The sequence below is a fragment of the Streptococcus sanguinis genome (assembly GCF_020729725.1).
GTDB classification, from domain to species: domain Bacteria; phylum Bacillota; class Bacilli; order Lactobacillales; family Streptococcaceae; genus Streptococcus; species Streptococcus sanguinis_V.
In genome coordinates this window covers 1-2,370 of record NZ_JAJEPA010000018.1, presented here as the reverse complement: position 1 = coordinate 2,370, position 2,370 = coordinate 1, and the positions used below count along the sequence as shown (strand labels likewise).

At 47.9% G+C, this 2,370-nt stretch carries 1 pseudogene; it reads left to right on the top strand.

Features of this window, described 5'->3' with window-relative positions:
- Positions 1-2,370 (top strand): annotated as a pseudogene (locus tag K4I03_RS10015) (CshA/CshB family fibrillar adhesin-related protein); the annotation flags it as partial.

Here is a 2,370-nt window from a genome sequence, read left to right as displayed (position 1 = left end):
CACAAACGGGTAAACCAAACTTTGTCGGTGGCGACCCGAATGTACCACTGGATAATGATACTCCAGCGACTTTCGATGATGGAAGCAAACGCAAGGAAGTTCCAAATGTCGGTACCTTTGAAGTAGCACCAGATGGTTCTGTTACTTTCACACCGGACAAGCAATTTGTTGGGACACCAGACCCAGTTGTTGTTAAGCGAGTAGATAAGAATGGTACCCCAGTGACGGCTAAGTACACGCCTACTGTTGAGAAAGTGACCCCAATAGGAACTACCGCAACTAGCACCGGTCCACAAGGTATCCCGCAAACAGGAACTCCAATCTTCAAAGCTGCGGACCCACTAGTTCCAATTGATGAAACAGTTGAGCCAACCTTTGCAGATGGAAGTAAGGAGAAGAAGATTCCAGGTCAGGGAACTTACACCATCACTCCAGATGGCGTAGTGACTTTCACGCCAGAGAAGCAGTTTGTAGGCACACCGGACCCAATCACAGTGAAGCGAGTGGACAAGAACGGCACTCCAGTGACGGCAACTTACAGTCCAGAGTTTACTAAAGTAACTCCAACAGGTACCAATGCAACCAGCACAGGTCCACAAGGCCTTCCTCAAACTGGCATACCGACCTTCGCAAGCGGCGACCCACTTGTTCCAATCGATGACACAGTAGAGCCAACCTTCGGAGATGGCAGCAAGGAAAAGAATATTCCAGGTCAAGGAACTTATACCATCACTCCGGATGGCGCAGTGACCTTCACGCCAGACAAGCAATTTGTAGGTAAACCAGATCCAGTCACCGTTAAGCGGATGGATAAGAATGGTACTCCAATGACAGCGACCTACAGTCCAGAGTTTACCAAGGTAACTCCAACTGGTACTGGTGATAAGACTGAAGGATTGCAAGGTCAGGTTCAAGAAGGTCATGTTAGCTTCACACCTGGTCATGCCTCTGTACCATTCCCAGCAGGTTCAACTCCATTATTCGATAATGGTACCGCAGTTAAAGAAGTGCCAAATGTTGGTAAGTTCGAAGTGGATGCGGACGGCAAGGTGACTTTCACTCCAGACAAACAATTCAAGGGTGAAACACCGGAACTCGAATTGACTCGCATTGATGCCAATGGAACATCAGTAACCGTCAAGTACCAAGCGGTAGTGAAAGAGGTAGCTCCAACAGGCACCACCTCAACCAGTACAGGCCCACAAGGCCGCCCTCAAACAGGTAAACCAAACTTTGTTGGTGGCGACCCGAATGTACCACTGGATAATGATACTCCAGCGACATTCGATGATGGAAGCAAACGCAAGGAAGTTCCAAATGTCGGAGTCTTCGAAGTAACGCCAGATGGATCTGTTACTTTCACACCTGACAAGCAATATGTTGGTACACCAGATCCGGTAACTGTTAAGCGGGTAGATAAGAATGGTACACCAGTGACGGCTAAGTACACACCAACTGTTGAAAAAGTCACTCCAAGAGCCACAGGTGCTCAGACAGAGGGGCTTCAAGGCCAAGTTCAAAAAGGTAAGATTACTTTTGAAGCAGGAAATCCGCAAGTCGGCTTCCCAGAAAACAGTACGCCAGTCTTTGACACTGGCACGAATGTCAAAGAAATTGCCAAAGTCGGTAAGTTCGAAGTAGACGGAGAGGGTAATGTTACCTTTACTCCAGTTAAAACGTTTGTTGGTAAGACACCGGAAATCGAACTCAGCCGTGCCGATGTTAATGGCACAGCAGCTAAGGCTAACTACCAAGCGACTGTGACTGCTGTTATTCCGACCGGTACTGGTGACAAGACAGAAGGACTTCAAGGCCAAGTTCAAGAAGGGAAAGTTACCTTCACGCCAGGGCATAAATTAGTTCCATTCCCGGCAGGTTCAACTCCGATGTTCGATAATGGTTCTGCAGTTAAAGAAGTGCCGAATGTTGGTAAGTTCGAAGTGGATGCAGATGGCAAGGTAACTTTCACTCCAGACAAACAATTCAAGGGTGAAACACCTGAACTCGAATTGACTCGGACTGATGCTAATGGAACACCAGCAACTGTCAAGTACCAAGCAGTAGTGAGAGAGGTAACTCCAACAGCTACTACGTCAACTAGCACTGGTCCACAAGGCCGACCACAAACGGGTAAACCAAACTTTGTCGGTGGCGACCCGAATGTACCACTGGATAATGATACTCCAGCGACTTTCGATGATGGAAGCAAACGCAAGGAAGTTCCAAATGTCGGTACCTTTGAAGTAGCACCAGATGGTTCTGTTACTTTCACACCGGACAAGCAATTTGTTGGGACACCAGACCCAGTTGTTGTTAAGCGAGTAGATAAGAATGGTACCCCAGTGACGGCTAAGTACACGCCTACTGTTG